Source organism: Pseudomonas sp. TE4620 (assembly GCF_056279045.1).
The window spans coordinates 2,140,406-2,167,234 of record NZ_JBWBQO010000001.1; the positions used below are offsets into that span (position 1 = coordinate 2,140,406).

Annotated in this window: 34 protein-coding genes; 10 read left to right on the plus strand and 24 right to left on the minus strand. The window is 55.4% G+C overall.

What is annotated here, in order from left to right; translation table 11 throughout:
• Nucleotides 1-53: 53 nt before the first annotated feature.
• Together ACZ9A3_RS10045 and ACZ9A3_RS10050 are read right to left on the minus strand one after the other, a co-directional pair.
• Nucleotides 54-854, minus strand: a complete 801-nt coding sequence (locus tag ACZ9A3_RS10045) for a helix-turn-helix domain-containing protein (protein WP_258717129.1) — start codon at nucleotides 852-854, stop codon at nucleotides 54-56.
• Between the two features lie 819 nt (nucleotides 855-1,673).
• Entirely contained in the window at nucleotides 1,674-2,747 is a 1,074-nt protein-coding gene (locus ACZ9A3_RS10050) for an NAD(P)-dependent alcohol dehydrogenase (protein WP_258717130.1), read from the minus strand.
• A gap of 269 nt (nucleotides 2,748-3,016) precedes the next feature.
• Between ACZ9A3_RS10050 and ACZ9A3_RS10055 the strand changes: the two genes are divergently transcribed.
• Nucleotides 3,017-3,943, plus strand: coding sequence for a universal stress protein (locus ACZ9A3_RS10055; RefSeq protein ID WP_258717131.1), 927 nt, complete (start codon nucleotides 3,017-3,019; stop codon nucleotides 3,941-3,943).
• A gap of 59 nt (nucleotides 3,944-4,002) precedes the next feature.
• Here ACZ9A3_RS10055 and ACZ9A3_RS10060 read toward each other — a convergent pair whose 3' ends face one another.
• Nucleotides 4,003-4,551: a GNAT family N-acetyltransferase gene (locus ACZ9A3_RS10060; RefSeq protein ID WP_460421686.1), complete on the minus strand. Its 549-nt coding sequence runs from the start codon at nucleotides 4,549-4,551 to the stop codon at nucleotides 4,003-4,005.
• A gap of 204 nt (nucleotides 4,552-4,755) precedes the next feature.
• Here ACZ9A3_RS10060 and ACZ9A3_RS10065 point away from each other — a divergent pair, with 204 nt between their 5' ends.
• The 3 genes from ACZ9A3_RS10065 to ACZ9A3_RS10075 are packed head-to-tail and all read left to right on the plus strand — an operon-like array spanning nucleotide 4,756 to nucleotide 7,738.
• The gene (locus ACZ9A3_RS10065) at nucleotides 4,756-5,643 is read left to right on the plus strand and encodes a universal stress protein (RefSeq protein ID WP_476252497.1); all 888 of its coding nucleotides are present in this window, start codon (nucleotides 4,756-4,758) and stop codon (nucleotides 5,641-5,643) included.
• A 31-nt stretch (nucleotides 5,644-5,674) separates the two neighbouring features.
• On the plus strand, nucleotides 5,675-7,030 hold the full coding sequence (locus tag ACZ9A3_RS10070) for an MBL fold metallo-hydrolase RNA specificity domain-containing protein (protein WP_203583955.1): 1,356 nt from the start codon (nucleotides 5,675-5,677) through the stop codon (nucleotides 7,028-7,030).
• Between the two features lie 54 nt (nucleotides 7,031-7,084).
• Nucleotides 7,085-7,738, plus strand: a complete 654-nt coding sequence (locus ACZ9A3_RS10075; protein WP_203583956.1) for a hypothetical protein — start codon at nucleotides 7,085-7,087, stop codon at nucleotides 7,736-7,738.
• On the opposite strand, the gene ACZ9A3_RS10080 is transcribed toward ACZ9A3_RS10075, so the two are convergent.
• The 8 genes from ACZ9A3_RS10080 to ACZ9A3_RS10115 form a co-directional block, all read right to left on the minus strand.
• Complete coding sequence (locus ACZ9A3_RS10080) at nucleotides 7,727-8,299, minus strand: GNAT family N-acetyltransferase (RefSeq protein WP_203583957.1); 573 nt, start codon at nucleotides 8,297-8,299, stop codon at nucleotides 7,727-7,729. The genes ACZ9A3_RS10075 and ACZ9A3_RS10080 overlap by 12 nt on opposite strands.
• Nucleotides 8,300-8,493: 194 nt before the next feature.
• A complete protein-coding gene (locus ACZ9A3_RS10085; RefSeq protein ID WP_476252498.1) occupies nucleotides 8,494-9,861 on the minus strand; it encodes a sensor histidine kinase in 1,368 nt (455 codons plus the stop codon).
• On the minus strand, nucleotides 9,858-10,520 hold the full coding sequence (locus tag ACZ9A3_RS10090) for a response regulator (protein ID WP_115086620.1): 663 nt from the start codon (nucleotides 10,518-10,520) through the stop codon (nucleotides 9,858-9,860). The genes ACZ9A3_RS10085 and ACZ9A3_RS10090 overlap by 4 nt, the downstream gene beginning before the upstream one ends.
• Nucleotides 10,521-10,531: 11 nt before the next feature.
• Nucleotides 10,532-11,176 (minus strand): tetratricopeptide repeat protein, encoded by a 645-nt coding sequence (locus tag ACZ9A3_RS10095; protein ID WP_401293996.1) that lies wholly within the window; start codon nucleotides 11,174-11,176, stop codon nucleotides 10,532-10,534.
• On the minus strand, nucleotides 11,173-11,982 hold the full coding sequence (locus ACZ9A3_RS10100) for an SDR family oxidoreductase (RefSeq protein ID WP_115086622.1): 810 nt from the start codon (nucleotides 11,980-11,982) through the stop codon (nucleotides 11,173-11,175). The genes ACZ9A3_RS10095 and ACZ9A3_RS10100 overlap by 4 nt, the downstream gene beginning before the upstream one ends.
• A complete protein-coding gene (locus ACZ9A3_RS10105; RefSeq protein WP_401293999.1) occupies nucleotides 11,969-12,643 on the minus strand; it encodes a TenA family transcriptional regulator in 675 nt (224 codons plus the stop codon). Before ACZ9A3_RS10105 ends, ACZ9A3_RS10100 begins: the two co-directional genes overlap by 14 nt.
• Nucleotides 12,640-14,121: an AMP-binding protein gene (locus ACZ9A3_RS10110; RefSeq protein WP_401294002.1), complete on the minus strand. Its 1,482-nt coding sequence runs from the start codon at nucleotides 14,119-14,121 to the stop codon at nucleotides 12,640-12,642. Before ACZ9A3_RS10110 ends, ACZ9A3_RS10105 begins: the two co-directional genes overlap by 4 nt.
• On the minus strand, nucleotides 14,111-14,788 hold the full coding sequence (locus ACZ9A3_RS10115; RefSeq protein ID WP_401294005.1) for a thermostable hemolysin: 678 nt from the start codon (nucleotides 14,786-14,788) through the stop codon (nucleotides 14,111-14,113). Before ACZ9A3_RS10115 ends, ACZ9A3_RS10110 begins: the two co-directional genes overlap by 11 nt.
• A gap of 288 nt (nucleotides 14,789-15,076) precedes the next feature.
• Here ACZ9A3_RS10115 and ACZ9A3_RS10120 point away from each other — a divergent pair, with 288 nt between their 5' ends.
• Entirely contained in the window at nucleotides 15,077-15,445 is a 369-nt protein-coding gene (locus tag ACZ9A3_RS10120; RefSeq protein ID WP_401294008.1) for a hypothetical protein, read from the plus strand.
• Between the two features lie 17 nt (nucleotides 15,446-15,462).
• Nucleotides 15,463-15,885, plus strand: a complete 423-nt coding sequence (locus ACZ9A3_RS10125; RefSeq protein WP_476252499.1) for a DUF3800 domain-containing protein — start codon at nucleotides 15,463-15,465, stop codon at nucleotides 15,883-15,885.
• Here ACZ9A3_RS10125 and ACZ9A3_RS10130 read toward each other — a convergent pair.
• From ACZ9A3_RS10130 to ACZ9A3_RS10185, 12 genes are all read right to left on the minus strand, one after another.
• Entirely contained in the window at nucleotides 15,882-16,430 is a 549-nt protein-coding gene (locus ACZ9A3_RS10130) for a cytochrome b (protein WP_476252500.1), read from the minus strand. The genes ACZ9A3_RS10125 and ACZ9A3_RS10130 overlap by 4 nt on opposite strands.
• A 221-nt stretch (nucleotides 16,431-16,651) precedes the next feature.
• Nucleotides 16,652-17,014, minus strand: a complete 363-nt coding sequence (locus tag ACZ9A3_RS10135) for a Mor transcription activator family protein (protein WP_433886098.1) — start codon at nucleotides 17,012-17,014, stop codon at nucleotides 16,652-16,654.
• On the minus strand, nucleotides 17,011-17,451 hold the full coding sequence (locus ACZ9A3_RS10140; protein ID WP_476252501.1) for a gp16 family protein: 441 nt from the start codon (nucleotides 17,449-17,451) through the stop codon (nucleotides 17,011-17,013). The genes ACZ9A3_RS10135 and ACZ9A3_RS10140 overlap by 4 nt, the downstream gene beginning before the upstream one ends.
• Nucleotides 17,448-18,002, minus strand: coding sequence for a hypothetical protein (locus tag ACZ9A3_RS10145; RefSeq protein WP_476252502.1), 555 nt, complete (start codon nucleotides 18,000-18,002; stop codon nucleotides 17,448-17,450). The genes ACZ9A3_RS10140 and ACZ9A3_RS10145 overlap by 4 nt, the downstream gene beginning before the upstream one ends.
• 3 nt (nucleotides 18,003-18,005) lie before the next feature.
• On the minus strand, nucleotides 18,006-18,692 hold the full coding sequence (locus tag ACZ9A3_RS10150) for a DUF2786 domain-containing protein (protein WP_476252503.1): 687 nt from the start codon (nucleotides 18,690-18,692) through the stop codon (nucleotides 18,006-18,008).
• Between the two features lies 1 nt (nucleotide 18,693).
• Nucleotides 18,694-19,329 carry a DUF3164 family protein gene (locus ACZ9A3_RS10155; protein ID WP_476252504.1) on the minus strand — a complete coding sequence of 212 codons (636 nt, stop codon included), beginning with the start codon at nucleotides 19,327-19,329 and terminating at the stop codon, nucleotides 18,694-18,696.
• A gap of 227 nt (nucleotides 19,330-19,556) precedes the next feature.
• Nucleotides 19,557-19,874: a hypothetical protein gene (locus ACZ9A3_RS10160; protein WP_476252505.1), complete on the minus strand. Its 318-nt coding sequence runs from the start codon at nucleotides 19,872-19,874 to the stop codon at nucleotides 19,557-19,559.
• A gap of 1 nt (nucleotide 19,875) precedes the next feature.
• Nucleotides 19,876-21,057, minus strand: a complete 1,182-nt coding sequence (locus ACZ9A3_RS10165) for an ExeA family protein (RefSeq protein WP_476252506.1) — start codon at nucleotides 21,055-21,057, stop codon at nucleotides 19,876-19,878.
• The gene (locus ACZ9A3_RS10170; protein ID WP_476252507.1) at nucleotides 21,057-22,832 is read right to left on the minus strand and encodes an integrase; all 1,776 of its coding nucleotides are present in this window, start codon (nucleotides 22,830-22,832) and stop codon (nucleotides 21,057-21,059) included. Before ACZ9A3_RS10170 ends, ACZ9A3_RS10165 begins: the two co-directional genes overlap by 1 nt.
• Before the next feature lie 3 nt (nucleotides 22,833-22,835).
• Nucleotides 22,836-23,762 carry a hypothetical protein gene (locus ACZ9A3_RS10175; RefSeq protein WP_476252508.1) on the minus strand — a complete coding sequence of 309 codons (927 nt, stop codon included), beginning with the start codon at nucleotides 23,760-23,762 and terminating at the stop codon, nucleotides 22,836-22,838.
• Between the two features lie 10 nt (nucleotides 23,763-23,772).
• Nucleotides 23,773-24,075 (minus strand): helix-turn-helix domain-containing protein, encoded by a 303-nt coding sequence (locus tag ACZ9A3_RS10180; protein WP_476252509.1) that lies wholly within the window; start codon nucleotides 24,073-24,075, stop codon nucleotides 23,773-23,775.
• Nucleotides 24,072-24,551: a hypothetical protein gene (locus ACZ9A3_RS10185; protein ID WP_476252510.1), complete on the minus strand. Its 480-nt coding sequence runs from the start codon at nucleotides 24,549-24,551 to the stop codon at nucleotides 24,072-24,074. Before ACZ9A3_RS10185 ends, ACZ9A3_RS10180 begins: the two co-directional genes overlap by 4 nt.
• A 111-nt stretch (nucleotides 24,552-24,662) precedes the next feature.
• Here ACZ9A3_RS10185 and ACZ9A3_RS10190 point away from each other — a divergent pair, with 111 nt between their 5' ends.
• Nucleotides 24,663-24,923, plus strand: a complete 261-nt coding sequence (locus tag ACZ9A3_RS10190) for a hypothetical protein (protein ID WP_476252511.1) — start codon at nucleotides 24,663-24,665, stop codon at nucleotides 24,921-24,923.
• Between the two features lie 54 nt (nucleotides 24,924-24,977).
• Here ACZ9A3_RS10190 and ACZ9A3_RS10195 read toward each other — a convergent pair whose 3' ends face one another.
• The gene (locus ACZ9A3_RS10195; protein WP_273910157.1) at nucleotides 24,978-25,190 is read right to left on the minus strand and encodes a DNA-binding protein; all 213 of its coding nucleotides are present in this window, start codon (nucleotides 25,188-25,190) and stop codon (nucleotides 24,978-24,980) included.
• Nucleotides 25,191-25,229: 39 nt separating this feature from the next.
• On the opposite strand from ACZ9A3_RS10195, the gene ACZ9A3_RS10200 reads away from it, so the two are divergent.
• Genes ACZ9A3_RS10200 through ACZ9A3_RS10210 form a run of 3 tightly spaced genes read left to right on the plus strand, consistent with a single transcriptional unit; the run spans nucleotide 25,230 to nucleotide 26,793 of the window.
• Nucleotides 25,230-25,706, plus strand: coding sequence for a helix-turn-helix domain-containing protein (locus tag ACZ9A3_RS10200; RefSeq protein WP_476252512.1), 477 nt, complete (start codon nucleotides 25,230-25,232; stop codon nucleotides 25,704-25,706).
• Nucleotides 25,707-25,723: 17 nt separating this feature from the next.
• Nucleotides 25,724-26,206, plus strand: coding sequence for a hypothetical protein (locus ACZ9A3_RS10205; RefSeq protein ID WP_476252513.1), 483 nt, complete (start codon nucleotides 25,724-25,726; stop codon nucleotides 26,204-26,206).
• Between the two features lie 32 nt (nucleotides 26,207-26,238).
• Nucleotides 26,239-26,793 (plus strand): hypothetical protein, encoded by a 555-nt coding sequence (locus ACZ9A3_RS10210; protein ID WP_476252514.1) that lies wholly within the window; start codon nucleotides 26,239-26,241, stop codon nucleotides 26,791-26,793.
• The last annotated feature ends 36 nt before the right edge of the window (nucleotides 26,794-26,829 follow it).

Sequence of the window (26,829 nt, forward strand, 5' to 3'; positions counted from 1 at the left end):
CGGGAGAGGGTAGGTGTCGGGACTGCTCGGGATGAGCTGAAACCCATCCCGACTTAGTGAGTTGCCGCTGGGCCTCTACCGTAGCCATGTTCTAAAGCCTTTAAGTCAGACAAATTCAAAATTTCCACTGTACGTCCGCTGAACTGAACTATTTCCAGCTGGCGCAGGTGCGCTATGGATCTACAGATGGTTTCAAGTCTCAGTCCCAAGTAGGACGCAATGTCATCTCTCGACATGCGTAAAACAAAGCTATGGGCGGAAAATCCGCGTTCTAGGTATCGTTTGGACAAGCCTAGTAGAAAGCTGGCCATTCGTTCTTCTGCGGTGAGGTTGCACATCATTAAAAGCCGCTTATGCTCTCGAACAATTTCACTGCTGAGCAACCTATTGAGGCTTTGTTGTAAGAACGGGAACTCATGGGCTAACGACTCCAGGCGTTGATAAGGAATAAGGCAAACTTCACTGTCCTCAAGAGCAAACGCACTGCATACATGCCGGTTGGTGCTGATCGCATCGCACCCCATTGTGTCTCCTGACATCCAGAAGTTGGTTACCAGCCCTTGTCCTTCCGCATTTGCAAAGCAGGTCTTAAAACTCCCAAAGCGTACTGCGTAGAGGAATTCCAACGGGTCGTTGGCGTGATACAAGCCGTAACCTTTCTTAATCCGTATGCGCTGCCTGATCAGCTCACTGAAACGGTCGTTTCCGTGTTTGCACATGCCAGTTGGAAGGCACAACGAACCGACCTTGCAATCCACGCAAGCCGCCCTATATGGGTTTACATTGATCGGTGATATCACCCCTATGGGATTACGTTCCTCTAGGTCAGTGGCAACGTTCAGGAGGCTATGCATTTCTCACCTCCGATACCGGGGTAGCAGATCCTGATGGGGCAATAGGGTCATGCAGGTCGCGATTTATGAACTTTCCAGGTACTAGAGGATAGCTAGCAATCATCGCCAGGGAGTGTGGGGCGTTCAATCGAGTATTAAGTCGATCAACGAAGGCTGTCGCTTCGTCAATACTGCGAAAACTCACCATCCATATGTCCAGGTGAACCCACCAACGGTTTTGACGCGGATTATTTTCAATGTAGACGTTCATTGATGCTACTCCGTAATCGATGCAGTGGAATGCAAAGGACGCCGGTTTTGTGAGTGCTTACTAGGTACGCTGAATACCAACAAACCCTGATGGTAATTGAGAGTGAAATGGTCAAGATCCATTGAGGGCGGAATGGTTCGTGAAGAACTAAAACATCCACACTCAGATGAGATAGCTGTCGTCGAGGCGTCGGCAGCATCCGGCATCACCCAACCGCTTAAGGTGAATTGCTGCGTTGTAATCCCTATCTGCAAGCTGTCGATACCTACAGACTGCAAGTCCGCGGTGACGATGAACTGATCCCCGATGTTCCTGGCGAACAGGACAGGTTGGTAGGGCAATCCCACTTCGCGGCGCAACATGAGTTCCAGGTCTGGGGCGCGGTAGCTCCGCTTACCGTCGACGAGACCAAGTAAGCGTTTTCTAGTCTGGTTAAGCATTGAACCTGGGACTATTCGCGGTAGGATCGACAGTAGGAGTAATTTGAGCATTTGGCGCGCTCCACATTCAATCGAATCAGGAACGGCGTCCATGCCATCAGGTATTCAAGCTGCTGACAGCAGATGGAATCAGGGCGTAATGGCCACCTTCATGACACCGTCTCGTTGATGCCCAAATAACTCGTAGGCGGCTTCAATATCGTCCAGCTTGAACCGGTGCGTCACGAGTGGCGCCAGATCGATGCGCCCGCTGGCTATGATTTCCATCAAGCGTCGCATGCGCTCTTTACCGCCTGGACACAGTGTGGTCACGATGTTGTAGTCGCCTAGGCCAGCAGCAAAGGCATCAAGTGGAATGCGCAAGTCCGAAGAGTATACGCCAAGGCTGGATAAGGTGCCTCCAGGACGTAGCACCCGCAGCGCTGATTCAAATGTCGATTGGGTTCCAAGTGCTTCAATCGCAACATCGACCCCACGGCCTATGGTAATCGCCATGATTTGCTCGACGACGTTGCCTTGTGTGAAGTCGATTACGTGAGTAGCACCTAGCTGACGGGCAACGGCCATACGCGCATTTACGGTGTCGACACCGATGATCGTGCCGGCACCTTTCAAGCGGGCACCGGCCACCGCGCAAAGACCAATGGGCCCTAGGGCAAATACGGCGACCGTATCACCGATTTTTACATCACCCCGTTCTGCACCGGAGAACCCGGTAGACATGATGTCTGGGCACATCAAAACTTGCTCGTCACTAAGGTTATCGGGAATCAGTGAAAGGTTGGCCATGGCGTCAGGCACCCGAACATACTCGGCCTGGCAGCCATCAATCGTGTTGCCGAGCTTCCAACCACCAATAGCTTTGAATCCATGAAGGGTGCCCGGCCCATCCTGGGATGAGCATCCACACAGGCACGCATTACTGTGGCCGCTCGGGGTTATTGCGCCAGCAATGACCCGCTGTCCTTCGCTAAAGCCTTGAACCTGGGCGCCGAGTTTTTCAATGATACCAACGGGTTCATGACCTATGGTCAACCCTTTGGCGACAGGGTATTCACCTCGGAGGATGTGGATGTCGGTTCCGCAGATCGTCGTGGTTGTGAGCCGAACCAACGCATCGGCAGGGCCAATGTTCGGTATTGGCTTTTCGTCCAGTTCTATCCGATTTTTCTCCACAAAAATTGCAGCTTTCATGGTAGCCATGGCAGCGGGTTCCTCTTTGGGATCGTGGCATTCACCTTTGCTTAGCGTGCGCTGAAAATCGTCGAATCAATTGACCGGGATCAAGGAATCAAATCCATTTTTTGTAGTTAGGTTGCCGTGCGTCGGACTGCGCCTATGGTCGTGTGCTACAGCCAATCTCCGTGTCCTTTTGAGGTGGTGTGCATCCGATTTTGATGCAAGTCAAACACACAGCCTTGGACGGATGCAGGATGGTGCGTACCTACTCATCCCTTAGTGCGAGGTGTGTCATGTCCGACTATCAACGCTTGTTGTTCATCGCCCCCCCTTTGATGCAGCGCACTGACGCCTTTGACCGTGCTGCCGCTTTGGCAAAAGCCAAAGGCATTGCATTGCATATAGTGGCTTTCGATTACCTTGAGGGGCTTGCCACCGCAGGGCTGGTCAATGAACAGGCACTGGCAGTGATGCGCCAGGCCTATGTCGAAAAGCACCGCCAGTGGCTTGAAACCCAAGCCGTACCCCTGCGTAGGAACGGGCTTACAGTCACCACAGAGGTTGTCTGGGTGAACGATGTCTTGGATGAAATCCTGACCCATCTGAGGGAGCAGCCGTTTGCAATGGTGGTCAAGGACATAGAGCATGAGTCGCGCCTGATGCGGGCGATGTTCACTACACTTGATATCCGGCTGTTACGGGAGTGCTCGGTGCCGCTGCATTTTGTCGACAAGGCCAGCCATGCTATGCCTCGTAAAGTTCTCGCTGCCGTTGACCTATCGCGTCCCGAGGATCAGTACCAAGGATTCAATGACCGCATCATCACTGAGGCGTTGAAATTGGCCATGCAATGTAAGGCGCAGGTGGAGATCTTGTATGCCTATGATCTGACCTCTATGCAAACGGATGCGGAGAACCTTGGGCGTAAATCATTTTTGTTTGGCTCAAATGTTGCCGAAAGTCTGCATGAAGCCCAAAGCGACGCCTTTCGCGAGCTGGCTGAGCGCAACGGTATTGATCCGGAGAGTTGCCATATGATCATGGGCGACCCAGCAAAAGTCTTGAGCATCTTCTGCGAAGCCCAAGGTACCGATATCGTAGTGATGGGGCGGGTGCACCACCGTGGTTTGGCCAAGTACATCGGCAGCACGGTTGAAAGGGTACTTTACAAAATGCCTAGCAGTGTCCTGGTCATCACCCCGGAAACTCCAGTGGTCTGACAAAGAACCTGCCTCAGCGCGGTTTCGGAGCTCGGATAATACCGCGCAGAGGTAAATGATCATCCATGTAGGTCGAGCTCATGGATGATTTCAGTTACATCTCCAGCCAGGTAGCGTGAGGAAAAACCGAGTGTTTTCGCAAGTCGATGCATCCCGTAGTTGTTTGAGAGATCACGTGAAATCATGCGCTCATAGCCATTGCTGCGTGCGGCGCTGATCAGGTGATTCATTAACAGTCTACCCAAGCCTTTGCGCTGCCATTGCTCGCTCACGGCAACCGCACACTCGCAGTTCTTGCTGTCGGGGACTGCCGCATAGCGGCTTTCGCCGATTTCACGCAGTTGGCCACCGTCATACATCAACGCGACGTAAGCCATGCGGTGGTGGTAGTCCACATCCATCAACCGTTCGAAAAACGATGATGCCTCCCCGCTAAACCCTGCTAGGAAGCGAAAGCGTCTCAACTCGTAAGACACATGCCCTACAAACTCATGATCCCTCTCACGGTCGGGCTCACGCAGTGGTCGAATCAGTACAGGAGTACCGTCGTTCAACGACTCTATCCAGTGCTCCCTAGACAGATCGCCAAAATCGATATCGTTATTCATCGCGCTCTCCGAGCTTACAGTCATCAAAGGGAGCTTGCCGATTACTGTTGTACTGCTCACCAGCATCCTCGTTCTGACTTGCATCAAGTTCGTTGCGTGTCGCAGCCTTTCTGATCTGAATCAAGTCTGAAGCGGGGTCAAGGCACAGAATTTAGTGCCTGAGCTTCAATTCCCGGTAGGCGATGACATGATTGGAGGTTTGCGATGAGTCAGTACCAACAATTGTTGCTGCTTGCCCTGGATGCCGATTTGACCTCGCCAGCGGCACAACGCGCCAAGGCTTTGGCTAAAACGACGGTGGCAGGGTTGCATGTCTTGGGTTTATTTGAACCTCATGGGCTTAGCAACTGGCGAGAAGAAGTAGAGGTTGAACAGCAAATCGCCGAGCAGTTCTCACAATATCGTGATCGATTGACGGAAACGGTTGGGGCAATACATATAGACGATGCGTGCGCTACCAGCCAGGCAGCATTGACCGACGATCCCGTCAAGGACGTGGTTGACTGCATTCACACGCTTCGTCCCGACATGGTCATCAAGGACATTGATGAGGTTTCAGCGCTCAAGCGGGTGTTTGGGGTCTCTTTCGATAGCGAGCTGATGCGCGCCAGCCCGGTACCTGTACATTTTGTCCAGCATGGCAATGTGCCTCTTCCCAACGTAATCCTTGCAGCCGTCGATACGGCCAATTCGGAGCAAGGAAACGACTTCAATCACAAAATAATCCGCGCAGCCACGGCCATGGCGCTGCAATGCAATGCTCAGTTGCACCTGCTTTCTGCCTATGACATTTCACCAATCTTTGTTGCCGATTCGAATGCGGCTTTGGACTGGGTTGAGGAGCTAATTGCTGTATTACGCGAACCTTATGATGAACTGGCCGACTTCTACGGCGTTGCTACTGAATGTCGACATTTTGTCCAAGGGCCGCCAGTGAACGCTATCAGCGATCTGGTGCGCGATTTGGCTGTTGATGTTGTGGTTATGGGGATAGTGCAACCTAAAGGCTTGGGCAAACTGCTCGGTGATACGACAGACCGGATAGTGAACTCGGCACATTGCAGCGTACTGGCTGTTAATTCCGGCAACTAGAGCCCTCCGGCCAGCTTTCGAGGTCAGAATCATGCAGCTCACATTTCTTGGTGCGACGGGTACGGTTACCGGAAGCAAGTATCTACTCCAGCACAACTCGACGCAGGTGCTTGTCGATTGTGGACTGTTCCAAGGATACAAGCAGTTGCGCTTACGCAACTGGCAATCTTTACCTATACCAGTGGATGAAATCGATGCGGTAGTCCTTACCCATGCGCACCTCGATCACAGCGGTTACCTTCCAGTTCTGGTTCGGAATGGGTTTCGTGGGCCGATTTATGCGACTGCGGCCACTTGTGAGCTGGTGAGGATCCTGTTGCTCGACAGTGGTCGCCTACAGGAAGAGGAAGCCGACTATGCAAACCGACGTGGCTACTCCAAACACCACCCCGCTCAGGCGCTGTACACGGAAGAGGAGGCGAAGCGAGCACTTGCACATCTCCGCCCGCTGGAACTACATCACTCGGTTGAAATCGTCGACGGTCTGCAGGTCTATCTTCGTTCTGCAGGTCATATTTTAGGTGCCGCGACTGTCGAAATAAATGCAGGAGGCCAAACCATAGTGTTTTCTGGTGACCTAGGGCGCCCCAACGACCCTATCATGCGAACCCCGGAGCTGATCGAGAACGCAGACATTCTTTTGGTCGAATCTACGTATGGTGACCGACAGCACCCGAAGGAGGCTCCAGAGACGTATCTCGCCAATGTCATTAATCAAACACTGCTAAGGCACGGCATCACCCTGGTTCCGTCATTTGCCGTTGGGCGTGCGCAATTATTGATGTACTACCTGTATGCGCTCAAAAGAGAGCACCGAATCCCAGACATTCCGGTTTACCTCAATAGTCCAATGGCATCAGATACCACCGCGCTGTATCAGCGCTTTCACCAAGAGCATCGCCTATCTGCCGAGGAGTGCGCAGCGATGTGCCGTAGCACCCATATCATTCGTACAGTCGACGAATCAAAACACCTTGACCAGCTTCGCGACCCTGCGGTGATCATCGCAGCCAGTGGCATGGCAACCGGGGGCAGGGTACTGCATCACCTGAAGGCGCTGGCTCCCAACCCCCGCAATACGTTGTTGTTTTCTGGGTTTCAGGCCGGTGGTACTCGCGGAGCGGACATCATTGCTGGAGTTAGGACAATCCGTATGCACGGTGAGGATGTCCCGATACGCGCTCAGGTTTCTGCCATGGAGAGTCTGTCGGCGCATGCCGATGCTGATGAAATCATGCAGTGGTTGCGGGGCTTCAAGAGGCCCCCTCGGCATACCTTTGTGGTGCATGGTGAACCCCATGCAGCTGATACGCTGCGGCGCCGAATCAGCCTTGAGCTTGGTTGGTCGGTGTCAGTGCCAGAGCACCTTGAAACCGTAGAGCTTTAGTTGCCCAGCACCGTATAGCCTACTTTGGCACGGACTAATGTGAGGGTATTGACCATGAACGCAACCAGTAAAGAGAAGCTTAAAGCCTGGTTGAAAAGGCCACGAGCTAGCTTCGGCATAATTGCTGGAGTGGTGAGCTTCGTAGTGTTGGTATCTATTGCAGGCTGGTTCGATGGTGCTGTTGAGTTGCTTACGGCCAAGCCCTGGATCTTACTGGGCTTTGTTGCGATCAGTCTGTGCGTTGGGGTCATTGTGCAACATCGTTACACCCTGTTTGTTGGTAAAGCTATTTTCAATCCTGGCTCAACAGGGTGGCGGCATAAGGTTGATCGTATCTCGACCTACGCTAAGGAATCGAACTTGGTTTTGTGTTTTCTGATAACCATAGGGGTGGGGTATCCCACAACGTTGTACTACGCGGCTCGATCAATTCGTACCATCGTTGCTGCCTGTGAAACGAACCTCAACGATCAGCTTGCGTTCCCGGGGGAGGATGGGAGGTCGGTATCTATTTCTTCGCCCATCTGCTTGTGTTTGTCTGAGGTGTTTCTGGACAGAAATGGTGTATTGCGGCTCGCCCTGTTCAACACTTCAGTCTTTGAAGTAAGTGATTTCCAAGGCATTACTGAGGAGGACGAGCAGCAATGTCTGAACCGTGTGATTTCTGGTGAGCAGTCTGCAGCTTCGCAGCGCTCATCAAGTCAATGAAAGGCGATGGATAACCTGGCAGGCATCGCTGGGATCACGCGCAGTCGAAAAGCCGAAGTCACGAGCTAGATCATGCATCGCCGTATTGGCCGCCGAGTCGATTGAGTACATCTCTTTGTACCCATTCGCCCGAGCCTTATCGATCAGGTGGCTAAGTAACAGCGCTCCTAGGCCGCGATGCTTCCATTGATCATCAACGGTAACCGCACACTCACATTCATCTGGCTGGGCGCCTGCTGCATAACGACTGATACCGACCTCTAGGAGTTCACCTTTGACGTGTGCCAAAGCCACATATGCCATTTTCTCCCGCTGATCGACGGTCATCAACTGATCAAGCATGGCTTCTCCTGGCTCTTTGATTTGGCACAAAAAGCGAAAGTGTCGCGACTCTGGTGAAAGACGCATGATGAAGGCCCTTTCTCGCTCGCGATCCTCTGCACGCAGAGGTCTGATGAGGACGTGCCCACCATCCTTTAGCGGCTCGATCCAGTGTTCGCCTTTTTCAGGAGGAAAGGCGGGAGTAGATGGTGTTTGCGCGTTAGATTGAACAGGTGCCATGGGATTTACTCCGAAGGGATGGAGAGGTTCGTAAATCACCATTCTTATCTACACCTGTCGGGGCGCCCCCGTTTGATGTATGTCAAACATGAGTCTTCCCAACCAATTTACGGATGGCTACTTTCAAGGCTTTGTCCGAAGCGAGCCCAGCCACTGGGCCCACCGAAGGGAGACTGATTGCGAAACCGAGAGTATTATTTGAAGGGTAGGTCTAACGTTGCACGCATACCTCCTTGACTACGATTTTCTAGCGTTATCTGCCCTCCCATACGATCTGCAATTGTTTTCACGATAGCGAGCCCCAGTCCTGCTCCCTGGTCATTACCTCGACTATAGAAACGTTCAAGGAGCCGGCCATACTCGGACTCATCGATACCCGGGCCGTCGTCTTCGACAGACAGTTCGTAGTGGTCGCCTTTTCTTCCAAGACGCACCGTGATCAGGCCGTGTGCCGGAGAAAAATTTGCCGCATTGGTTACCAGATTGTTTAACGCAATATTGATGGCAGTCGGATCAACTCTGACGTTGTAGGTGTCGTCGCTGACATCGAATACCAGTTCAAGTCCCTGGCTCAGCAGCCAAGGCGTCAATTGAACCAGGCTTTCGCGGACGGTGGCTGCAAGATCAATGGTTGATGGCGTAGTGGATACTGATTGCGGCTCGATGCGAGCCATCGTCAGCAACTGGTTGACCAATCGACTGGTACGATCCACACCCGCAATCAAATGCTCTAGTGACTCGCGCCGACTTTCTTCACTCTGTGTTTCCAACAAGTTCTGGGCATGTACCTTTAGCACTGCCAGGGGGGTGCGCATTTCATGCGCAGCGTCGGCAATGAAACGTCGCTCACGCCCAAGCACTTCCTGAATTTGCGCCAGCATACGGTTGAGCGCTGCCTGCATTGGCTCCAGCTCACTCGGAAGGGGGGTCAATTGAAGTGGCTCCAGTGACCCGCTGTGTCTAGCACGAAGGGTAGAAGCCATATTCGCGAGCGGCCTGAGACCCCATCCAATGGCAAGCCAAACCATTGCCGCAAGAATCAAGCTGCCCAAAACGTTGGGCCACAAAGTGTGGCGCACAATACGCTCAACGAGGTCAGCTCGCACATCATCGCGCTCGCCCACCCAAATCCGCATACCGTTGCGTTTGTCTTCCAACATGAAAGCGCGCCAATTCCGATTGTTCAGATCCACGACATCGCTGAAACCGGGCTTGCCAGGCAGGGTGTGAAAAGAGGGGGCGCTCGCCGTATGCACAAGGAGCTCACCTTGGCTGTTCCAGACTTGGAACGCGATTTTGCTTTCATAAGGATGTCCGTCGACTCTGGGTACGGCTTCGCCTAATGCTGTATTGAAGGCCTGATAGAGCTCGGCGTACTCCTTTCTCTGTAGCGGCATGCGCATGACACCCTGTAGAAGCCGTGCGTTTTGTGCGAGCTGAGCGTCGTAGACTTCCGTGATTTCGTGATTACTGTCGTGAAAATTAAGCGCACTGATCACCGCAAACCCCAAGAGCATCAAGCCGATTATCAGGGTGAGTGTGCGACGTCGGATTGACGTCATCGACGCTCCTCCACCAGATATCCCACGCCGCGAACTGTGCGAATCAGATCAGTCGAGAACTTCTTGCGCAGGTGATGGATGTGTACTTCCAGCGTGTTGCTTTCGGCTTCTTCGTTCCAGCCGTACAACAATTGCATCAGTTGATCTCGGGTCATCACGCGACCAGGGGGTGACAGCAATTCATGCAGCAACTGATATTCCTTGGGTGTCAGGGCTACAGGCAGGCCCTGGTAGCTGACTTGCTGAGTGCCAGGGTTCAGACAGATGCCCGCATGCTCGATCAACATCTGTGCTCGCCCGGCACTGCGGCGTAACAAAGCACGTAAACGGGCCTTCAGTTCGGCCAGGTCGAACGGTTTGATCAAATAGTCATCGGCGCCTGCGTCCAGCCCTGCGATACGGTCTTCTGTTGCATCACGGGCCGTGAGGATCAGCACCGGCAGGTTGGAACCGCTATCGCGCAGACGCCTGAGTACTTCTAGTCCGTCCATACGTGGCAAACCAAGGTCAAGCACTGCCAAGTCGAAGGTCTCACTGAGCATGGCGTGCAGAGCACTACTCCCGTCCTTGAGCCAATCGACAGTGTAACCTTCACGCCCTAGCGCTTGATGAATACCCTCGCCCAGGGCGACATCATCTTCGATCAGTAATAAACGCACGCAAACTCCAGTCAGTCGAGTTTCTTGTTAACGTCTTCCAGTAGCGCGGCGATTTCTTTGCGCCGTCCAACGTCAGCACTTTCCCGGCCCTGTCGCGGAGGCGCTTGTAGTGCCTTTTGCAGGGCAACCTTGGCTTCAGCGTAGCGCTTCTGGCGGTAGAGGTGATCGCCCCAGAAATATAGGCTATCGATGCCGGCAGGATTGAGTTGCAACGCTTTCTGAAGCAGTTGCTCTGCCTTGTCAGCATCACCGAAACCGATCGGCCAGCCGGGTACTCTGTCGTAGAGTGCAGCAAGGCTGGTATAGGCCGAGCCTTGCAAGGCATCGGCGTCTAGAGTTAGGGCTTTTTCCAGATCGGCCTTGGCATCTTTGACCTTACCTAGGGCGCCCAGCCCGCCTTGAGCACCCGCCCAACTGCTGGTAACGATTCCTGACCAGATCCACGCTTCGGCTAACACTGGGCGATCTCGCGTGAACGACGATGTTTGTGCCGCCAATTGCGCGAACGCCGCTACGCGCTGTTGCTCTGGCAGTTCATATTGTATGTGCGCCCAGCTTTGCTGAATGTCATTAAGGCGTTGCTGATCCGAGTTGTCGAGCGCCCAGACGCCTTGGCTCAACATGCCGAGCAGCAGGCAGGCAACGGTCTTTTTCATGGTTTGAGGTGCTCATTTTCGTGGGTGTGACTAAGACGCCGGATCAGCGGCAATTGCTTGCGCAGGCCACGATCCACCAAGTTGGGCAACAGGCTGTTCAACCGCACAAAAAATCGCTCCGGCCACCCCAGATAGAGATCGCGACGGTCACCAGCAATGGCGTGGATCACCGCCGCTGCCACCGCCTGTGGATCATCGACGCTTGCCTTGAGTGCATCGTTGAGCGCTTGGGCGGCAGAGCTGTTCATCGAGGTACGGGTGGCGCGTGGTGCGACATAGAGGACGCCGACCCGGGTGTCGGCAAGCTCCCGGCGCAGGGCTTCGGAAAAGCCGCGAAGTGCAAACTTGCTGGCACAGTAACTGGCATATCCAGGGTAGCCAATCGAGCCATAGGTTGAACCGACGTTGACCACCATGGCGCTGTCGGCCTGCTTGAGCAACGGTAGAAGCAGTTTGGTCAGGCAAATTGGGGCGCTGACGTTCACGCTCAACATCGCGTTGATTTCATTGTCATCCAGCTGTTCGAGCATGGCGAAGTGGTTGACGCCGGCAGCATTGATCAACAAGTTGATGCCATCAATGGCTTCGGCGGCGGCCAGTACTTTGCGACGATCATTGAGGAGCGTGAGGTCGGCGGCTACCCAGAACAAGTTTTGCGGATAGCGCTCAAGCAACGGCATCAGGGATTCCTGATGTCGAGCTACCGCCAGCACCTGGGCGCCGGCGGCGCACAGAGCCCTGGCAATTTCCTGGCCGATCCCACCGCTGGCGCCAGTCAAAACCACCCGGGCATCATGCAGCTGCATGATGAACCTCCGCAGCCCGGGGCAAGCCACGAAACATATCGATGTACAGCCGATACACCACTTTTGACGCATGGATGATAGCCGCCTGGTCTGCGGGGTCTTCCAGCCTGTTCATCAGGCGGCGGTAGGTCTGCATATGCTCGATATCCAGTGAACCGTGGGAACTGAGATAGCTGAAGGCGCTTTCTGGAAGACCCAGATGCTCGCGGATGCTGCCCGCTGCATGGGTGGCCAGGGCAATGCTTGTGCCTTCCAGCACATTGACCATGCCGAACAGGCCTACCGGGTTGCCTCGAGCAATCAAGTCGTAAAGAAAGCTGATCATCAGTTCAATCGGCATTGAGGGTTGGCTGTCACGCACGGCGTCACGGTCACCGCCGCAGGCGGCTATATCGTTAAGCACCCACTGTTCATGGCCGTATTCTTCTTCGATGTACTCGCATACCGCTTTGCGTAGCCATTCGAGGTGGCTTGGCAGTCGCGCGCCGCAGGCCATCATCAGTGGCACCGTGTGGCGGACGTGGTAGTAGGCTTGCGCAAGAAATTCCCGATAACTCTCAAGGCTGACCTTACCTTCAAGTGCGTCGAGGATTATCGGCAGGTTGAACAGTTCGTGGCGCTCTTGATGTGTAGCTTCTTGAAGCGTGTCGAAAAAACTCATGATGCAGACTCCTCAGATACGGCAGATTCGGTAAGTTGCGCGTGAAACGTCTCGACAATTGCGTCGCGGCGCGGGCGGCCATTGGCAGTCAGCAGGCCGTTGGCAGCCGTGAAGGGATAGGGCAGGCGCGTCCAGCTATGAACTTGGGCGTAGTCGGGCAATGCGTCGTTAGCTTCCGCTACAGCCCCAGCAAGTTCTGCATCAGTACAATCGGTACGATGGGGCCACAACAGAGCGTGATTGCGTGGAAGCGATTCCCCGTACACAAAAGCTTGGGCAATGTGGCGGCGTTGGGTGAGTTCGGCCTCTACCCATTCCGGGTTGACGTTGCGTCCGAAACTGGTGACAAATTGATGCTTCTTGCGACCTTTGAGGTAAAGGAAGCCTTCCGGATCTAGCTCTCCGAGGTCGCCGCTGGGCCACCAATCCTCGGCGTAAGGTGCATCGCCCAGATAGCCGAGCAGTGCCGAGCCCTTGATCAGTACTTCACCATCTTCTGCCAGCTTCACCTGGATGTGAGGCAAGGGTCTACCAACGCTTCCCAGGCGCTGTGCACCGGGACGATTGAGGCACACCACAGAGGCGCACTCAGATAATCCGTAACCTTCGTAAACCGGCAGACCGACGCGCTCAGCTCGGAGCAACAAGTCCTCAGAGACGCGCGCTCCTCCTACAGCAGCAAATCGCAATTTCTGTGGGTCGAAGGCTTTCTGCTCAGTGGCGCTGACCAACATCTGCAGCAACTGCGGCACCAAAATCAGACTCTCGGGTGCGCGCTTGGTAAGGCGCTCGAGTAGCCGGGGTAAGTTGACGCCGCTGGCGCCTTGAATGCCCAAGGCTTTTTGACTCGGTAAGCTCAAGGTTGCGCCAGCGTACAGTGCGGCGTAGCAACCGAGGTTTTCCAGCAGGATTGCTAGTGGCAACAATGCCAAGTGATGCTGCGGGTCAGCAGGTTTACTGGCTTGATCCAGCTCTCTTGCTACTTGTAGTAGGTTTTCCGCGCTCAGGCACACGCCTTTAGGGGTACCGGTGGTACCGGAGGTGAAGGTCAGTTTGGCCGTGCCTGGGGGCATCCGGTTCGGGCCGGCGAATGTACGGCGCCAGAACTCGCCGCTTTTTTCATAGCCCAAGGCAAGCAATTCAGCATCCAGCTCCGGTTCCGAAATCACCCTTGCCGCCTGACTTTGCTCCAGGCAATGGGCGCGCTGTGTTGGGCTAAAGAAGGGCGGCAAGGTTACGCAAGTCAAGCCCTCGAACAGCGCGGCAAGATCCCAGAGTATTGCTTCAACGCCGTTATCCAGTGCCAAGGCTATAACCTGAACGTGGTTGTCGCGTAGGCGTTGCTGGCGGTACGACACTTCGGCGTAAAGAGTGGCGTAATCGAGTCTCACCCGATCATCCCAAAGTGCAATCGCGTGTGGGTTGCACTCCATATGGCTATGCAGGGTCTTCTGGAAACGTTGTAACTCAAGCGACATGGCTAGTGCCCTCAATGGATGACGGCAGACCCAGCCGAGTGAACAGACCACTGTTGCGCAAATGGATGAATCCCGCGCGAATGTTACCGACGTGTACCCAGGGTTTGCTCTCGTAATAGCTGCCCCAACTGTAGCGATCGTCACCCAGTCGGGCCGGGTCGGCTGCGCACAACGTCACCGGTTTCAGACCGAGGCGATGGAAGCTATTGACCAAGCCGATGTTGCCGGTAAATGCCACCCATTCCAGGCCGCCCATGGCCAGTAACCAGGTGATGGCGATGATGCTCAGTCGCGCACTGCCGGTATCGCAGGCAGCCAGGTTGCCGACCTCGACAATGCTGGCCCGACCCACCGGGTATCCGGCAGCAGCACTGATCAGCGGATCGATGGGCTCGTCTAGATAACGTTCCAGGAACAGTGGTTCGTCATGTGCAAGGCGCACCCCGGCGACCGCACATAACTCGCCATAGGCTTTGCTCATGCCAAACAGCTGTGGCATGAAATGACGGATGTCGGCGCCGTGAGCCTTGCGAAAGCGTTGCTGAATAAACGCTTCGAATGCGGGTCGCAGGCTGTCGCCTGGCATGGCACCGGTCAATGTCAGCTGCGGCGTCTCGGCTTGGCCGAAGCGCAGGGGCAGGGGAGTGTTCCAGTCGAAATGGGGCATTGGCAGATCGCCTCCCTGTATAGGTTGGAGAGGAGTATCCAAGGTATTTCTTAACGAAGTCTGAAGGTGAGGCTCACTGATGCTTCGGTGGTTGTCCGCGTAAGGAATTCCTTCGGAACCTATTCAGAGAGACTGCGGCGATTGAATGCCGCAGTCACGGGTGTCTGAGAAGCTCCGGATGCCCGCGACTAACGATGGAAGATAATGAAACGTGTACGGCATAGCTGAGTGATGGCATTTAGCCGCTCTGCGAGATAAGCTCAAGTTTTTCAGGCATCAAGGAAGACTATGAACAGGCTCATCGCTGTCGTTGGAATGTGCTTTGTGCTCAGTGCTTGCGCGACATCCCATTACACCGCTGGCCGAGATTTTCCTTCGGCAAGTGTGGGTAACATCACCAAAGGAAAGACTACGACGACTGAGCTGAAAGCACTTTTCGGTGAGCCTTACACGAAGAGTGCTGTAAGCGAGACCGATGAGAAGTGGATTTACATGTACACGTCTGGCTCTGCGCATGCTCAGAGCTATGTGGTGACGATGAAGGTCACCACCACCGGTACGCAGAAGACTCTGGATGTCCTCATCCGCGATGATGTGGTCATCAATTACACCTTCAGTGAAGGCCCTGCACCTGGTAGCAGCACAGCCACCTACTGATGAGGGAGAGTTCCTGATTGGACAGAACGTATGCCTATGTTGATGAGTCGGGTAACTCTGATCTAGACACATCCAAGGCGGGAAGCTCTGGCTTCTTCGTGGTGTGCTCCATCCTTGTGTCTGAGAAAGACCTACAAGCGGCTTATCAGGGTGCAGAAGATCTTCGCCGGCAGCACTTCCAAACGGGTGAAATCAAATCAAGTAAGGTGCGGGCGAAAGACACTGATAGACGTGTTCGTATCCTGGCCGACCTCGTGGAGCTTCCGATCAAGCTTTATTTCGTGGTCGTGGACAAGGAACGCATCTACAAAGACGGAGGACTGCAGTTCAAGACCTCGTTCGTAAAGCACATAAATGGATTGCTGTATGGCCGACTCTTCAGGAATTGCCGCAACCTGCAGCTCCTACAGACATCCACTGCTACGCCGAAGGCGGCTTAGTCGCGACCGGGGAGCATGCGCACGACGGTGTTGTCGCGGCTGATGAAGTGGTGGAACAGGGCGGCAGCGGCGTGCAGGCCGATCAACCAGTAGCCGACGACGCCGGCCAGTTCGTGCCATTCCTTGATCTCGCCGGCCAGCGGCGGGTTCTTGCCGATCAGTGCGGGCAGTTCCAGGCCAAAAAACGGAATCGGCTTGTCGGCCGCGCTGAGCACCAACCAACCGGCCAGCGGCGCACCGATCATCAGGGCGTAGAGCGCCAGGTGCATGAGCTTGCCGAGGGCTTGCTGCAAGCCTTGTGGTGCCGGTTTGATTTTTGGCGTCGGGGCGATCAGGCGGGCGAACAGGCGCAGCCAGACCAGCGCGAAAACCCCGAGCCCGAGCATGAAGTGCCATTGTTTGACCAGCTCGCGGGTGTCGCTGCCCTTGGGAAAGTTGCCCTTGAGTTCGATACAGGCATACAGGCCGGCAATCATCACTAGCATCAGCCAGTGCAGGGCGATGCTGAGGTTGCCATAGCGGGATTCGGTATTTTTCCAGGCCATCGCGGTTTCCTTGTTAGCGCTGAGTCCGCCAGGGGGGCGGGGAAGGGCTGGATAGTGAGCGGGCCAGCTTAAGCCAGCCTTAATTGTTTAGGACTGAGATAAATACTAAGGGAAGTCTGAGATAAATCCGGGATAAGCCGGTAGACGATGGGTAAAGGTGGGATAGAGACTGCAATAACGTTGCAAGTGGTGCAAGGGTTGGGGCATCACTGCCCCTGGCCCTATTCTTCGAGATGGTTGTGAAAAAGGTCGCCCTGATCGCGAGCGATGACTGCGAGCCTCATTCGCTTAATCACCTTGTAAACGAACGCCAAGGAGATGCCGTGCTTCATGGCGATCTCGCGCTGGTTCCGTCCTTTCCATTCGTCGAAAATCTGCTGATGCAGCTTCGACGCCTGCAGGTGGATTCCCTTGGGGATATAGAGTTGCTGACCGCCCCAGACGGATGCCATCTGCATCGCCACTTCAATGCCGTGGGCCTCAGCCTGTTCGTCACTGATCTGTAGCGTTTCTTTTGCTGACTGGGCCACGTGATCCGCTAAGGCCTGGAGCAAGTCGCCAGCAGTGCTGCTGATCTCCTTCATACAACCTCCTTTGGCGTCATGCGGCTCTGCCACTGTTTCAAGTGTTCGATCACCTGGCTGGCCTGTGCAGTGCTCAACCATTGCAAGGCAGCGACACCGGTTTGGCCCTGGACAAATTTGGCCAGGGCCTCTTCTGATGGATTGCGCACCGCACCTGTGTCATGCAGAGCGAGCCACAGTGAGCGGATTTTCTTCGACTGAAGATCATCTGCCTTTGGCCGCATACCTGCCTTGTTTGGACGTACCTTGAATCCTTTCTGTTTAAGTACGTCCAAAACCTTCATCAGCTTTGGAACACTCAACTCAGCGGTCGAAGTAGCCCCGTCCAATTCCCGGATGCCCGCGAGCATCAGCCGATAGGTGTCATCTTCCATCTGCAATTCACGCCGTGCGACATGGATCAGTTTGATCAGGCTCTTCCTTTTGTCATTCGTCATACTGATACTCCCAACTCAGCAATACGGCGCTCGCCTTCCTCTTTACTCAGGATGCCAAGCATCACGTCGCTGTTGATTCGTCCGATCTGCTCCTGGTGCAGCTGCTGCGCGGTCATCCTTGTGCGTGGTTTACTGGTGCGCGGGGGCTGCACTTTGGCAACCTGCTTAGGGTCACTGGCGATGCTGTACACCACAGCCCTCAGATAGTGATGGTTCTCCAGCGGCAGCGTGAGCCGTTCCCGCTGGGCCAACATCTGATCGATACCTGCGGCCCAGACGACAGCGGTCGCCGGTTTGCTATCAGTGGTGCGAGCGTCGCGTGTCACGCTGCCGGATTCCACCAATTGCACCAGGTCCTCAACCAACTTGATCGCCCGAGAAGTCCGCAAACCACGCTTGGCCGGGCTGAACAATCGCAGGTAAGCCAGCACTGCCCGCCCCAATCGTGGTTCCATCCCCGCGAATTGGGCAGCCAAGCGCTTGCCCTCATCGTCAAGGAACCCGGCCTCTAGCGGAAACTGCTCGCCGCAGCATGGGCATTGGATACGCATGGCCTAGGCTCCGGCAGTCAGACGAGCAAGCGGTTTATGGCTCACAGCCTGGTGCAACTGAGCCGACTTGCCCGCCTCATATCCGGCATCAATAGCACCTTCATCACGCACCTTGAGCTTGCGGCGCTTCATTTCGAACGTGCCCAGGTCTGGATGGTGCTTAGCCATATAAGCTTCAATGGCCTCGGCGATGTTGTCTTCAACTCCGGCAAAGGCCGCGACCTTGTCATACACCGCGTCGATCCAAGCATTGGCGAAGTGATCACCCCGGGCGACCTTGGTCGAGCGCTTGCAACGAGTTTGCGTTGACAGGTAATCGCGTCGTGCTTTCTGCAGCTGGCGCCCCAGTACCTGGTACGCGTAACCAGCCAGCTCTGGGGCTGGGCCACAGCCAACCATGATGAAGTACGCCCCCTGCCAGCGTTGGGAAATGATCAGGCGTGTACCAAGCGCCTCACCACAAACGCCAACCAGACGCACTCGCCAAGCAGGTGGCTTACCTTCTGAGCCTGCTGGGAAGGCGGACTCCGAAGCCATGCTGGCCATGACATCACCCATCTCCAGGCTGTACAGGTCCATCAGCTTGCGTGCCTGGCGCAATGCAATTTCGGCTTCGTTGGGGTTACTGGTCTTGGACTTGGCCATCTCCAGGCACTTTTTGATCTTGTCGAGAATGCGGTTGTCGTCCATGTCATACCCCCGCCAGAGTCAAATTGATCGGCAGGTACTGGTCGGTGGTGCCCTGGCGTTTGTAGACCCGGATGTACACGGCGGTACCGTTCACCTGGATAGAGTCTTTCAGCGCTTGCATGGCTGTCTTCCAATCCGGGTCATCGATCTCAACACGCAGCAGACTCAGTACGTCTTTAACCATGAGTTGGCCTTGGCGATTCGCCCTGAATGCACGGTCGACCAATACCCGCAGGTGATTGTTGGCACCCTCTGACCAGGCGTTGATGCACTGGTTGATCAACTCCCGGGCAGCAAGGATCTCTTCGGTGAAGACGATGCGGTCGGCATAGGCTCGCTCGATCTTGTACTGGCCGTCATAGGTGGTGATCGAGACATTACCCTTCTGGCCGCCGAGGGTGACGCCGTATCGCTCCGAAGATACGGCGATCAGATCCGCGATATCGGCCAATGCCGTTTTCTTGAAGCTGGCCAGCGCGATGCTGAGTTGCTCGGCCGCAACCCCAAGATCACGAGCAACACCGTCGCGCAACTTGTCGTGGTCGCGTACCTGGTGTTCCGGCACCAGGTGCCCTGCACCGTTCATGACGAAACCGGGCGGGATCATGACAGCCTGGAATTGTTGTGCATCAGCCATGAGTTGGTTCCTCAACGGGAGAGAAGGTCTTGCAGCCGCAACGCGGGCACACTTTGTCCCTACGCCAGGACTCTTTCGGGTGGGGTCGCGACAGGAGTTGCTTCATCGCACCGATCCAGCGGCACCGACGACATTTGAGGTTTTGGCTGTCAGTCATGGCCGGACTCCTTTCCATGAGCCTTTCCCCACCTGATAGACGTAGATATAGGTAAACCAGCAGAGCGCGATCATTGTTCCTGCTCCTTCACCAAGCTGAGCCAGACCACATCCACGCCTCGGATCGTCACAGTGTTCCGCGTGCAACGTCCAACCGTGGCGTAGCGCACTCCACGCAATTCATGCCCGAAACGTCGCGACATCAGATCCACGCTCAACGGGCTGATGAAGATCTTGTTGTCAGCAAACTCCAGACGAAGAACTTCTATGCCGCTCTCACGCATATCGCGGGTCAGATCATTGAAGGCCGACAACTTGACCGGGAATTCCTCGGCCAAGATGCTCAGCGAAACATGCCCCTCTGGGCGAATGACATTGAAGGCCGGCATGTCACACCCCCTTCACAACGTCGGCGTTGATCACCGGTACGCCCAACTGGGCAGCCAGGTTCATTGCAGCAGTCATAAGGTTGCCGATAGCCAGCGGGTACAGCAGCGAGATCTGTTGATCTCGACCGCCGCTACGGGACGGTTGGGAAAGCCGAGCAGCAATCGCTTGGATGCCTGAGTCGTCAATCACCTCAGCCAGCGGCTTACCGGCCCGCTCAAAGCGGAACTTCAAGAACTCTGCGAGACGACTGCCCTCAACTGGTGAAAGGGTTACTCGCTCGCAGCGCTGGACGACTTCCCGCACATCCGCGTTGCGCTCGCTGAGTTTCACACCCAGCTCCGGCTGGCCGATCATGATAATGCTGACCAGCTTGGTGAAGCCGACTTCCAGTTCAAGAATGCGCTTGAGGTGCTTGAGGGTGGGAATCGGCAGGCTATGCGCCTCCTCGATCACCAGACAGTGGCGATAACCTGCTGCGTGAGATTCTTTGAGTGCACGGTGCAACTGGGCAAAGCGTGCCTCAGGGCTGCTCTTGGCTTTCTCCAAAGGCGCCACTGCCGCCATCATCGACTCAGCAATGTGGGTGCTCTTCAGCGATTTGCCCTTGGTGTCGTTGTCCTCTGAGGCCAGAACATAGGGTTCGATGATGATCACCGGGTCATTGTTCTCAGCAATCCGATTGACCAGGTCACGGCGCAGTGTGCTTTTGCCTGCCCCTGATTCGCCCTCGATAGCCAGGAACCCCCCGTGACGTGCTGTCTGATACATCACCTCGCGGACATAGCGGATATCCGGGCTAACCCACATGTCCTGCGCGCTTTGTAGTTCATCAAACGGATCGCGGAACAGACTGAATGCCTTACGAGTAGTTGGCAGCAGGGTTTGCTTTGGCAGTAACATAGTTTCGTCCTCCCCGGACGGCTCTTGCGAAAGGGCCGGATCTGCCGTGTTGGCGCACGGCAGGTCCACTTCATCAAAGGCGTTGGCGATATCGGCATCGTTGGCACCGACATCGACCAGGAATACGCTGATCCGTGCTTGCAGCTCAGCCTTGTCCAGGCTGCGTGGCCACTGTCCGTGGTTCAGCAACTGAGCCACCGTTGCTGAACTCAGCTTCAGCGACTCGGCCAGGGCCGCTTGGCGCTGCCCAACGTCTTGCAGTACTTGCTTTAACTTCAACATCACTCACCTCCAGCCGCTGCCCGTACCAGGCTCAACGGTGTGCGCATGACCTCCATAGGTCGCTTGAGCTCGGCCTCGATAGCGTCGAGCTGTTCTTGAGGTACTCCCTGTGGGTACCGCTGCTGTAGCCAGCTGAAGGTGTCAGCCGACCAGAGATTGGCCAGTCGAGGCCGCAGCACTTTGGCGGCTTCGACGTGAGTCAGAGGTGCCAGCTCAACCGTGGGTGCCCCGACATTCAAGTCGGTGCCCCGGCGTGGCAGGTAGGCCGGGAGCACGGTGTCGGTCACGTGTTTGTGCGGGTCAATGCGACCACCGAACGGCACAGCCTTGGCCTTGCGGGCAGCCTCGGCATCTGCCTCGTTGGTGGTACCTGTGGCCAGCTGCTCCAGGAGCTTGCGTGATAGCTGCGCCGGGGTTTCGGCGTGACTCTTGTATTGCTCGCCGATGGTGGCTGAGGTCTCGGCAAAGCCGAACTGATCGATACCGATCTTGTCGATGACGTGATAGTGCTCCCGCCCGTCGTCGCCGATCAGTACGGCAATCGCCGTGTCCTGATCACGCCAGCAGTTTCGGGTGATCAGCAGCTTTTCACCGACCATCACACCAGGTACCGAGCCGACATCGAACTGCGCGCCACGGAACGACACCCGCAACAAGGTGCTGACCTTGCGATGTTCCGGCGTGCTGACGGCCAGGTCGCGACAAACCTCGACGCTGGGAGCCAGACGTAGCTGTTCAGCAGTGATCATCTGCCAGACGCCAAAGCGGGTGCGGCGTGTCCGCGTGTGGATTGAAGTGGCGTTGTAGTAGCGCATCCACTTACCGGCCCAATCGTTGATCTGCTCCAAGCTTTCGGCAGCCTGAAACTTCAAAGCGCTTTCGAATTCACGCTCAACAATGTTGTGTGCCTGCTCGACCTGACCCTTGGCGCGGGCATTGCCGACCTGGTTGATGATCAACTCGATGCTCATCGCCCGGCACAGGTTGCGAAAGATCCCACTGGTCATGGCCGCGCCGGGGTCGGTCATCAGCATCCATGGCACACCGTGAAACGGGTCCGCGTCATGGCGTTTCTGCATGGCGTTGATCAGCACCGAACAGAGGTTCTCGGCAGACTCGGCTCCCAGCACATACTCCAGGTACAACGTGCCGCTGGTATGGTCGGTAACGACGTAGCGCCACAGCCGTTGACGTTCAATCTTCTTCAGGTTGCCTGGCTTGCCGTCGTAGAACTCTGCCTTGTTCATCGCCTGTGCGCCGTCATCGGCCAGGTAGAACTGGGTGGAGATCGACGCATCGACCTGCCAGACATGGTTCGGGTGCTTGCTGGCCAGCGATACTGCAGGCGCGTCTTGCAGCAACTGCTCTGGATGGAGCTTGTAAGCCCGCAGAGCACGGGCAATAGCACCGCTGGTCAATGGGCGGAACACGCCGGTCGCCTCATCGACTCGACCGGCCAGGACCATGTTGTTGCTGCGCAAGCGCTCGACGGCCCGTTCGATAGTCGAGAGCTGCTTGTTATTGGCCCGGATTGACTCCAACAACACCGCCGAGATCAGCCGCGCTTCATCCAGGGGCAACGCACTGTTGCCCGCATCACTGCGGCGCTTGCGTGGTTTGCTCACAGTGACCTCCTTGAGTTTGCGTTGCAGGGTTTGTACGGACACGCCCAGTTCCACCGCACCTGCCTGGTACACGGCAGTGCGCTGACCGTGCGGAGCATCAGCTGCCCGCTGGGCGATCTGGACCAGAAGTTGTGTTTGGATGGGCGTCATGGTTTAAGCCTGCTCTAGCCAGGCTGGATTGCCGTCCAGCTCTACAGGCAGATGAAATTCGCTGCGGACTTCGGCCAAGACAGTTTCGAGTTGGCGAATCAGCGCCGCTTTGAACAGGCGTTGATCTTCACCGCCGGAAATGGAGTGTTCCGCGAGCTTGGTGAAGCCTTCGCGTAGCGCGCCCAAGATGGTGGCTTCAGCCTCATAGGCCACAGCGGCAACCTCCTGACGCAGCTCGCTGACAACTTCACTGGCAGGCAAGGACTGAATGCGCTTGCGGGTTTTCTCCAGCTCTTGTTTGGTCTTATCCAGCTCAGTGGTTTTCTTTGCCATGACCTCCGACTGGGCTTCATAGTCAGCGTTGGTTTCGTCGAGGCGCTGGGTCAGCTGCTCCTTTTCCTTGGCGTGTCTGGCGATGATTTCTTCAGCCAACTCGACGAAGGCGTCCTTGTCGCCGGTCTTGGCAACTTCGATCAGAGCCGACTTCTGGTCCTCGGGCAGACGGCGGTACTGGCGCATTTCGCGATAGCCAATACCCATACGAGACATGGACTCTAGAGCCTCTTCTCCGAGGGACCGCAGGTTACGAATGTCCTCGTCGATTTGCTCGACGGAACGACCAATAAGGCTGCAGAACTCCTGCCAAGTGCCAGACATAAAGTCGTGACCGTCACGGATTTTTTGCCCCTTGAGTGCCCGGTACAGCTTGTGTTCTTTGACATGGGCCAGTTTAGAAGTCGTGACGGTCACGGAAAATTTGGCGAAAGCATCGGCCATTTGCGCCTGGCCTAGCATTTGGTTGACCAGGTCACGATCTTCGCTGTGCGCAGCGATCATGGATGCCATGGCGTTCTGGTTTGCAGTCAGCATTTCCCCATCCAGTACCGGCAGCCCAATCGCTTCTCGTACTGCAGCTTTAGTACGTGCCATATCTATCCCCTTAGTTGATCGAGCCAGCAGCAATGCGCTGATTGATTTCCTGCATCCGGCCCTGCAACCGGGCCATGTGTTCGGCATGGGCCTGAGCGATCTGCAGGACCCCGACCGAGTGAGCAAAGCGCCCGTTATCCAGCTTCACCGCCAGACCTTCTTCGATCAGGGTCTGCATGGCACGGGTAATATTGCTCGGGCTGTCCCCGGTCAATTGGGCCAGTTCGGTGTTGCTCAACCCCGTCACGGTGTGGCCTTTGAGCGCCTTGAACACACGCAACACACGTGCAGCGGCAGAGACGGTGCGGCTCATTGCTGCCCCTCCAGTTCGAGTTGTGGTTGTTGGCTCTGGGCGACGTTGCCCTGGTGCCAGGCCAACCCCTCCATTGCTGCCTGGATAGCGGCCAAGGTCTCGTCGGCCTCGCTGTTCTTGGCGTAGAACGCCAGTAACTTTCCTGCGGCAGTGTTCAGTAGCTCTTGTAGCGCGTGCATGTCCTGCGCTGGGCAGTGACGCCCGGTCGGCATATCAATGGTCAGCCGTCCCGCGCTTGCCGCGATCCAGCGGGTGACGTAGTCACAGCGGCAAGCTTGCTCATAGGGACGGATCAGATTGGCGGGCATGCGGCCACTTTGTAGCCACTTGTAAAGCGCCCAGTGATCAGCCAGCCCCATCTCATCAGCAATACGCTCAACGCCCTTGCTGTGGTTCTCCCGTGCATAGTCCTTGCACAGCTCTAGTGCATGACGTAGCGAGGTCGGGCGCAGCCCTTTCCAACGACGACGACTCATTGGAAGACCTCCTGCGGAAGTGTTTCCAAACAAATTGCGGTTTTGCACATGGGCAAAAGGATTACTGCCGGTGCAAACTTTTGCTGTAAATTGACAACCGGAGTCATAGCAATGACCACGCAGGATTTTGGTGAACTGGCTGGCCGCATTGAGGGCATTGCCCGCAGCGTGATGATTTTGGCCGGGACACTTCAGCGCCAGGGGATGCTGGATGAGCAGAAGCTGCAAGCAGGTCTGCGGATTCATGCTGAGGGGCTTCAGCCAACAGTGTCGAATCACACAACAGTGGTTCGCACTCTGAATGAGTTGGCAGATCTGTTGTTGACGGACTACCAGCAACTGAATGCTCGCGAACGTAGCGAGTCCCAATGACTGCAGTGGTTAAGCTCAAAGCAAACGGGGTGTCATTGTTTGGCATGTCCGACCTCACGCTGCCAATGCTGCTGTGGCTTTAAGGCCCAGCTTTACGGCGATGTCGTGAGCTTTGCCGTAGTGGGCTTTGGCTTGGCCATTGAGAACGCGGTACACCTCGTTGCGGGTGTAGCCGTTTTCGGTAGCCCAGTCGGTAATGGTTTTGCCTGCCCGGCGAAAGTTTTCTTTCACCTGGTCGGCGGTTAGGGCTTTGGCATGGGTGGCCATGGTGGTGGCTCCTGTGATGCAAAGATAATGTGTGTTTGTATGAATGATTATGAGAACTTAAGTTCTCTTTTGCAAGGGGTTAAAGTGACCTTTTCTTCTCTTTCTGCTGAGCGGATGAAGGAAGAGCGCATCCGCTTAGGCCTCAAGCAGGCATCGGCAGCTGAGTTATGTGGAGTCTCGCGGGAAATTTGGGGGCGCTATGAGCGAGGTGCTGCAGTCCCTGGAGGAGAAGTTTTATTCTCTTTTGCCAAGGCAGGTGCTGATATCCAGTTCGTACTCACGGGAACGCATTCCGTAGGCACTGGGTTGCAGACATCGAGTTCAGTACAAATTGATGTGAAGCGCCTGGAACGGATCGCAGAGATGCTTGAGGCTGCTGCAAAGCAGGCAGGTAAACGCTGGCCTGTGCAAAAGCTCACCGCTGTTGCAGCTGAGGTTTACAACGTGCTGAGTACAGACCAGGTGCTGGATGAGCCCCAGGTAGAGCGAGTGCTGAAGTTGGTAGTAAATCGCTGAAGTAGCAAAGGAGCATTATGCGAAGCGATGAAGATCTGATGGCGAAGCTATCAGCGCGGCTCACCGAGGAGATCGGCAATCTCCCCAATGACGGGAAGGATCATGAGCTGATCATCAAGATCAAAGGTGACCACGGGAATATCAACCTTGGTACTCAAACCTTTGAGATCCAGTCAGGAAAACAGCCACCACCACCTGGTAGCGACCGCGAAAGAGAGTGTCCGCAGTGTGGCAAGCCTGCTTGGCGTTACACCCAGCTGTGCATGCATTGCGACTATGATCTGCATCGGCACGATCAAATTGAGGCAGCAGAACGGGCGGAACGACGCAAGGAAGCAAACGGGCTCCGAATGTTGAAGGCGTTTGGCGTGTGCGTGGCTATTGCCGTGGGGAGTTTCTTTCTTAGGGGGTATCTGCCGGGAGCACTGCAGGACTGGGCAATCGCCGTAACGGTCGTCTCCGGATTTCTGGCCTTCGTTATCCTTCAAGCAGAGCGATAACCGACTATTTCATATTTTGAAGGGATGCAAACGTGATGCAGAAGAAAAGTAAATCCTGGAAGGACTTGAACACTGGCGAACGTAAAGCTGTACTTGTGGGGTGGGCAGCGATCTTAGCGATTGGCGCTTACTTCTTGTGGCCTTCAAATCCAACTGAAACGGTGCAAGAGGCACCACAGCACAAGATTGCTGTAGTGACAGCGCCTACAATCACCTATGCGAAGGCATCCCCTGAGGCGCTAGTAAGCGCCAATCAATACTTTGCTGACATAGAGAAAGCAATGAGTCTTGGTGTCGAGATTCTTAAGTCCCAAAACGTGACGTCAGTGGGTGAACATAGCCGCCGGTTTTCCGCATTGGCGGATCAAGGAAAAGAACTCTTCGGCGCTACAATTGCCGACCCTTTGGGATACTGCGGCATGGCGGGGAATTTTGCCCGTACCTGGTGGCAGGCTCAAGTCGGTGCTGCAATGAAGGGTGGTGTTGAAGCTACCCCAGGTGAGATCCAAAGTGATTTCAACCTGTATCAGTCAAAGCGCAAGGATTGCTTAAGTACCATTACCGAAGGTTTCGAGACCAACGGCTGACGCTATCTCTTTAAACCCGATTAAAAGCGCCTCCCT